At 64.7% G+C, this 6,622-nt stretch carries 7 protein-coding genes; 6 read left to right on the top strand and 1 reads right to left on the bottom strand.

Translation table 11 applies throughout. The annotated features are described in order from the left end of the window. Positions 1-145 precede the first annotated feature (145 nt). The 6 genes from petA (at position 146) to MA07_RS22255 (ending at position 5,158) form a co-directional block, all read left to right on the top strand. Positions 146-709: a ubiquinol-cytochrome c reductase iron-sulfur subunit gene (gene petA / locus MA07_RS22230; RefSeq protein WP_036356947.1), complete on the top strand. Its 564-nt coding sequence runs from the start codon at positions 146-148 to the stop codon at positions 707-709. A 24-nt stretch (positions 710-733) separates the two neighbouring features. Further along, positions 734-2,014, top strand: a complete 1,281-nt coding sequence (locus MA07_RS22235) for a cytochrome b/b6 (RefSeq protein ID WP_036356950.1) — start codon at positions 734-736, stop codon at positions 2,012-2,014. Positions 2,015-2,037: 23 nt separating this feature from the next. Continuing rightward, a complete protein-coding gene (locus MA07_RS22240) occupies positions 2,038-2,922 on the top strand; it encodes a cytochrome c1 (RefSeq protein WP_036356952.1) in 885 nt (294 codons plus the stop codon). 82 nt (positions 2,923-3,004) lie between these two features. Beyond that, positions 3,005-3,619 carry a 2'-5' RNA ligase family protein gene (locus MA07_RS22245; RefSeq protein WP_036356954.1) on the top strand — a complete coding sequence of 205 codons (615 nt, stop codon included), beginning with the start codon at positions 3,005-3,007 and terminating at the stop codon, positions 3,617-3,619. Positions 3,620-3,685: 66 nt separating this feature from the next. Continuing rightward, a complete protein-coding gene (locus tag MA07_RS22250; RefSeq protein WP_036356957.1) occupies positions 3,686-4,570 on the top strand; it encodes an S-methyl-5'-thioadenosine phosphorylase in 885 nt (294 codons plus the stop codon). A 42-nt stretch (positions 4,571-4,612) separates the two neighbouring features. Then, entirely contained in the window at positions 4,613-5,158 is a 546-nt protein-coding gene (locus tag MA07_RS22255) for an adenine phosphoribosyltransferase (protein WP_036356959.1), read from the top strand. A 114-nt stretch (positions 5,159-5,272) separates the two neighbouring features. On the opposite strand, the gene MA07_RS22260 is transcribed toward MA07_RS22255, so the two are convergent. Then, a complete protein-coding gene (locus tag MA07_RS22260; protein WP_036345392.1) occupies positions 5,273-6,538 on the bottom strand; it encodes an IS701 family transposase in 1,266 nt (421 codons plus the stop codon). Positions 6,539-6,622: the final 84 nt, after the last annotated feature.

The raw sequence follows: 6,622 nt of genomic DNA on the forward strand, positions 1-6,622 counted from the left end.
GGCGGGCTTGACCGTGCCAAAGAGCCACCGCGCGGCGACTCCCAGTCGCATTGCGCGCGCGTTGTCGTATTCCATATCGGAGTGCGTGAGCCGAATGCCTGGGTTACCAAGGCATTGCCGATGCGCGGTTCTCGTTTTTTGACCAATGCTGGAGAGCCAAGTGGCCGAGACCACCACTCATGTCGCTGAGCCGACACGGCGCGATTTTCTGTACATCGCCACGGGCGCAGCCGCCGCAATCGGCGGAGCCACCCTGGTGTGGCCCTTCGTCCAGTCTCTGGCGCCCGATGCGGCGACGGTGGCTGCCGGCGCCCCCGTCGAAGTCGACTTGGCTCCGATCGCCGAAGGCCAGATCGTGAAGGTGTTCTGGCGCGGCAAGCTGATCTTCATCCGGCACCGTACCCCGGACGAGATCAAGGCTGCAGCGGACGTGAACGTTGCCTCCCTGCGCGATCCGCAGCCCGACTCGGCCCGCGTGAAGGACGGCAAGGCGCAGTGGCTCGTCGTCTACGGCAACTGCACCCATCTCGGCTGCGTGCCGCTGGGCAATTCGGGCGAGTACAACGGGTGGTTCTGCCCCTGCCACGGGTCGGTGTTCGACACCTCAGGCCGCGTCCGCGGCGGTCCGGCACCCATCAATCTGCCGATCCCGCCTTATGCCTTCGCGTCCGACACGAAGGTCATCATCGGCCAAGAAGCCACGGCGTAACCTAAGCGACGATCAGGCATACACATGAGCCAGCATCCCACAACTTACGTTCCCAAGAGCGCCTTCGGTCGGTGGTTCGAGAGCCGCCTGCCGGTCGCGGGCCTCGTCCACTCCTCGTTCGTCGCCTTCCCGGTGCCGCGGAACCTGACCTATTTCTGGACCTTCGGCGCCATCCTGGCCTTCATGCTCGTCGCGCAGATCGTGACCGGCGTGTTCCTGGCGATGTACTACACCCCGAACGCCGATCTCGCCTTCCAGTCCGTCGAGCATATCATGCGCGACGTGAATTACGGCTGGCTGATCCGTTATCTGCACGCCAACGGCGCGTCGATGTTCTTCATCGCCGTCTACATCCACATCTTCCGGAACTTCTACTACGGCTCCTACAAGGCGCCCCGCGAGGTTCTGTACATCCTCGGCGTGATCATCTTCATCCTCATGATGGCGACCGCCTTCATGGGCTACGTGCTTCCCTGGGGCCAGATGAGCTTCTGGGGCGCCACCGTGATCACCAACCTCTTCTCGGCGATCCCGCTCGTCGGCGAGACCATCGTGAGCTACCTATGGGGCGGCTATTCGGTGGGCAACCCGACTCTGAACCGCTTCTTCTCCCTTCACTATCTGCTGCCCTTCATGATCGCCGGCGTCGTCGCCCTGCACATCTGGGCGCTGCACGTGCCGGGCCAGAACAACCCGACCGGCATTCCGATCAAGTCGGGTAAGGACGCGGTTCCTTTCACGCCCTATGCCACGATCAAGGACATCTTCGCCGTCGTCGTGTTCCTGATCTTCTTCGCCTACTGGGTGTTCTACATCCCGAACTACCTGGGTCACGCGGACAACTACATCCCGGCGAACCCCGCCGTGACGCCCGCGCACATCGTGCCGGAATGGTACTTCCTGCCGTTCTACGCGATCCTGCGCGCCATCCCCGACAAGCTCGGCGGCGTCATCGCGATGTTCGCGGCCATCGTGATCTGGGTGTTCATGCCCTGGCTCGATACCTCGAAGGTGCGCTCCACCGCCTACCGTCCGCTCTACAAGCAGTTCTTCTGGGTTTTCGTGGGTGTCTGCCTCGTGCTCGGCTGGCTGGGTTCCCGCCCGGCGGAGGGCTGGTACGTGATCGCGTCCCAGATCTGCACGGTCTACTACTTCGCCCACTTCCTGATCGTCCTGCCGGTGCTCGGCTTCGTCGAGCGTCCGCTGCCGCTGCCGAATTCGATCCTCGAATCCGTCATGGGCGTGCAGAAGGGCGGGGCTGGCATGCCGGCCGGCGCCAATGCCGAGCCGCAGTCCAAGGGCTGAACGGGAGCGTTGAGGAAAACATCATGATGAAGCGTACCCTTCTCATCGCTGCGGCCGTTCTCGGCCTCTCCGCTCCGGCCTTCGCTGCCGGCGAGACTCCGGTCCCGCCGCAGCTCAAGTGGAGCTTCCAGGGACCGTTCGGCACTTTCGACCGGGCTCAGCTCCAGCGCGGCTTCAAGGTCTACCGGGAGGTTTGCGCCTCCTGCCACGGCCTGAGCTATGTCGCGTTCCGCAACCTGTCGCAGCCCGGCGGTCCGGAGTTCTCCGAAGGCCAGGTCCGCGCCCTGGCGGCCGAGTACAAGATCCAGGATGGCCCGAACGAGGCCGGCGACATGTTCGAGCGTCCCGGCCGTGCGGCCGACCGCTTCCCGTCGCCGTTCCCGAACGAGAACGCGGCGGCTGCAGCCAACGGCGGCAAGGCTCCTCCGGACCTGTCCCTGATGGCCAAGGCCCGCACCTACGAGCGCGGCTTCCCCTGGTGGATCACGGACATCTTCCGCCAGTATTCGGAGAACGGCGCGGATTACCTCGTGGCGCTGCTCAACGGCTACAAGGAGGCTCCGGCCGGCTTCACGGTGCCTGAAGGCGGTCACTACAACGAGTATTATCCGGGCCACGTGATCGCGATGCCGAAGCCGCTCAGCGACGGACAGGTCGAGTACCCGAAGAACGAGGCCGGCCAGCCTCAGGCCCCGGAGACCGTCGACCAGTACGCCCGTGACCTGACGGCCTTCCTCACCTGGACGGCGGAGCCCCACCTCGAGGCCCGCAAGCGCCTCGGCTTCCAGGTCATGCTGTTCCTGATCGTGCTCGCAGGCCTGCTCTACTTCACCAAGAAGAAGATCTGGGCCCGGGTGGGCGGCGAGGTCGAAGGCCACGCCACACCCCCGATGACGCACAACCCTTAAGAACCAACGATGAAGGCCCCGGCTTCCGGGGCCTTTTTCTTTTTGGGTGACACGTCCTCGGAGCGGCCCTATCTCGGTGCCCATGCTGCAGACGATCGCCGACAACATCTGGGCGCTGCCCTGCCTCGCCTATCATGTTCAGCCGAGCCTTGAGCCCGAGACCCGCAACGCCTTCGAGGAGTTGCAGCGGGAAATCGCCAGGTGGTGGCCGGAACCGTTGCATGTGGGACCCAAGCACGGTCTGCATGTCACCATTTATCCCCTGGTTCCGGTGAAGGGGGCCTTCGACAAGGACGCCTACTGGCAGCGCATCGCCCGACAAAGCCAGGGCCTCCTGGAGGATCTCTGTGCCGGTCATCAGCCCTTGGAGCTGCGCTTCGCCCGGCTCAAGGTCACCGACACCGCCATCATCGCCACCGCGACGGAGGAAACCGGCCTGATCGGCGCCATTCGGGATCGGATCGTCAGAGATATCCCTCCGCCGCCCGGCCATGGGCCGATCATCTACGATCTAATCCACTCGACCCTGGCACGCTACCCGACGAGAGCCTCCATTCCGGACGACGTGGTCGGCCGGATCGAGAGCCTGCCTGTCTCCATCGCGGCGCCGGTGAGCCACATCAGGCTTGTTCGCGAGACGCTTTTCCCCTGTCTCATGACCGACGAGATCGCTTCGATCCCGTTGATCGGGCGGTGAGGCTTGGGATGCGGCTCATCCTCGGCTATGACAGGACCGTAACAGCCCCTGGCACACGAGGACGAGATGACGAAGGCGGTTCTGGGCATCATCGGTGGATCGGGAGTCTATGATCTGCCGGGCCTTGAGGACATGCGAGAGGAGCGCATCAACTCTCCCTGGGGCGATCCCTCCGACGTGCTGCGCATCGGCCGCATCGGCGAGACGACGATTGCGTTCCTTCCTCGCCACGGACGAGGCCACCGCCTGTCGCCTTCCGACATCAACTACCGGGCCAATATCGACGTGATGAAGCGCGCCGGCGTCACCGATCTGATCTCGGTCTCCGCCGTCGGCTCGTTCAAGGACGAGTACTGCCCAGGCTTCTTCGTGCTGGTGGACCAGTACGTGGACCGCACCCACAAGCGCGAGAACTCCTTCTTCGGCCAGGGATGCGTGGTCCATGTGCCCATGGCCCACCCGGTCGGCCCTCTGCTGCGGCAGCGGATCGCCGATGCAGCGCTGCCCGAGGACATCTCGTTTGCGCTTGGTGGCACCCTCGTGTGCATCGAGGGTCCGCAATTCTCCACCTATGCCGAGTCCATCACCTACAAGGGGCTCGGCTATGACGTGATCGGCATGACGGCCATGCCGGAGGCCAAGCTCGCCCGGGAGGCCGAGATCACCTATGCGACCATCGCCATGGTGACCGATTACGATTGCTGGCACCCGGAGCACGACAACGTGGATGTCGCCTCCGTGGTCGCGGTGGCGCAGCAGAACGCCGCCAAAGTCGCGCGCCTCGTCGCCCGCGTCGCCCGCGACTTCCCGTCCGAGCACGAGCTATGCCCCGCAGGATCCGACCGGGCGCTCGACGGCGCCATCATGACGGCGCCCTCCGCCCGCGATCCGGAGCTGCTGAAAAAGTTGGATGCGGTGGCGGGCCGGGTGTTAAACCCTTCAAAAGCGTGATCACGGACCTATCGTCGTCAACACCCAGGCAGGCTTGAATCCATGGACCAGCGTCTCCTCACCGACCTGAAGGCCGCGATCCGCTCGATCCCGGATTATCCGAAGCCGGGCATCGTCTTCCGGGACATCACGACCCTGCTGGGCGACGCGCGGGCCTTCCGGCGTTCGGTGGACGAACTCGTCCATCCCTTCGCGGGCGGTCGCGTCGACAAGGTGGCGGGCATCGAGGCGCGGGGCTTCATCCTGGGCGGAGCCATCGCCCACCAGCTCTCGTCCGGCTTCGTGCCGATCCGCAAGAAGGGCAAGCTGCCCCACGAGACCGTGCGGATCGCCTATTCGCTTGAATACGGCGTCGACGAGATGGAGATCCACACGGACGCCATCGGCCAGGACGAGAGGGTGATCCTCGTGGACGACCTCATCGCCACCGGCGGCACGGCGGTGGCCGCCACCCAGCTCCTGCGCCAGATGGGCGCCAACATCGTGGCCGCCTGCTTCATCATCGACCTGCCCGATCTCGGCGGCGCGAAGAAGCTGCGAGACCTCGGCGTCGAGGTGCGCAGCCTCGTAAGCTTCGAGGGGCATTAGTTCGACGGTGTCATCCTCGCCTTCTAGCACTACTTTGGCACTTTTATCAGTGAGCCGAGGGTAAAGCGGGCCCGACAGAACGGACATCGCAGGCGCATGGCGTGTGCCAGATGGTCAAGCAGCAGGCGCCGGATGGCCGGTAAGCTGGGTTGCGGCGGTGGTCCGCCGGCTTTTCTTTTTTCCCCCTGTGGCTGCCCGCAGGCGTAGATGCTGCAGGAACAAATAGGCGATGAGCGTCAGCAGCGCATGTCGATGCAAGCCGCGCCATGAGCGGCCCTCGAAGTGGTCAAGCCCAAGCTCCTCTTTCAACTGCTGATGCGCCTGCTCGCACACCCAGCGCGCCTTGATCAGGGACGCCAATTGCTTCAATGGCGTGTCGGGCGGCAGGTTGGACAGGTAGTACTTGCGCTCCCCCGACGAGCGATGCTCACCCACCAACCACACCTCGTCGCCGGGCAGGTGCTGGGCGGCATGCCCGCGCAACTGAACCGCCGGTCCATCAGCCACCCGCACACGCGTGGCGGCAAACCTCGCCCGCAGCGGCCCCTTGGTGCCGCGCCGCCAGGTGACCTGGCGCCATGACACCTTAGCCAGCATGGCCTCGGCCGAAACCGCTTCGACATCCGGAACCAGCGTCTTGCGGGGTCGTCCGCGCGTGGTGGTGGAGGCCACCATCTGCACATCGGCCGGATAAACCTTCTGAATGCGCACGGTGCCTACTGCCCAGAGCAACCCAAGAGCCGTGAGCGCCTGCCGGAAGGGCGCGCTGATGCCGTAGCCGGCATCAGCCAGCACCGCCCCGAAGCTCACGCCAGCCTGCATGACACGCTGGAGCTCAGTGAGTGCGATCTGCGGCTTCGAGCACTCCGTCCAGAAGGGCTCGGGCACACCGGCGCGCAGCAGGCGATCGGGATCGTTGACCCAGGTGTCAGGCAAGAACAGGCGCAAGGCGACGGGGATCGGCACCTCATCCTTGGCAAGCGTGAGGGAAACCAGCACTTGGCAGTTCGCCTTCTTGCCCACCGCCCCGGCATATTGCGGACCAACACCCACCGAGTGGGTGCCCTTCTTGAGCAGGGCGGTGTCATCGATCACCAGGACGGCGTCAGGCCCGCCGACAAGCCGATTGGCCTGCGCCAGCAGTTCGGACTCCAGCGGAGCCTCATCCCACGGCCCCACAGACACGAAGTGATGCAGCTGGTCGTAGCCGACAGGAGCAAGCCGAGCCGCGATGGGCTGCAGGCTTTTGCGCTCACCCGGTCCAATCAGCCCAGCCACATAGAGCGGACACATGCGCCGGCGGGCTGGATGATGCAGGTGGGTGAGGAAGGGTTCAAGCCAGGATTGAAGTTCGTGCTCCCACGCCACTGAGGTGCTCATGACGACCTCCCGCGCAAAATCCTTCAGCGAGAAAAGTCGATGGGGTTCGCCCGGTTCCTCTTACCTGCCAAAGTAGTGCTAGGC

This window comes from Microvirga sp. BSC39 (genome assembly GCF_000739015.1).
GTDB lineage: Bacteria > Pseudomonadota > Alphaproteobacteria > Rhizobiales > Beijerinckiaceae > Microvirga.

Bases quoted from the DNA above. Each gene is read 5' to 3' on its own strand.
- MA07_RS22235 (WP_036356950.1), top strand. From the start codon at position 734: ATGAGCCAGCATCCCACAACTTACGTTCCCAAGAGCGCCTTCGGTCGG.
- MA07_RS22255 (WP_036356959.1), top strand. From the start codon at position 4,613: ATGGACCAGCGTCTCCTCACCGACCTGAAGGCCGCGATCCGCTCGATC.
- MA07_RS22245 (WP_036356954.1), top strand. From the start codon at position 3,005: ATGCTGCAGACGATCGCCGACAACATCTGGGCGCTGCCCTGCCTCGCC.
- MA07_RS22240 (WP_036356952.1), top strand. From the start codon at position 2,038: ATGATGAAGCGTACCCTTCTCATCGCTGCGGCCGTTCTCGGCCTCTCC.
- MA07_RS22250 (WP_036356957.1), top strand. From the start codon at position 3,686: ATGACGAAGGCGGTTCTGGGCATCATCGGTGGATCGGGAGTCTATGAT.
- MA07_RS22260 (WP_036345392.1), bottom strand. From the start codon at position 6,538: ATGAGCACCTCAGTGGCGTGGGAGCACGAACTTCAATCCTGGCTTGAA.
- petA (WP_036356947.1), top strand. From the start codon at position 146: ATGCTGGAGAGCCAAGTGGCCGAGACCACCACTCATGTCGCTGAGCCG.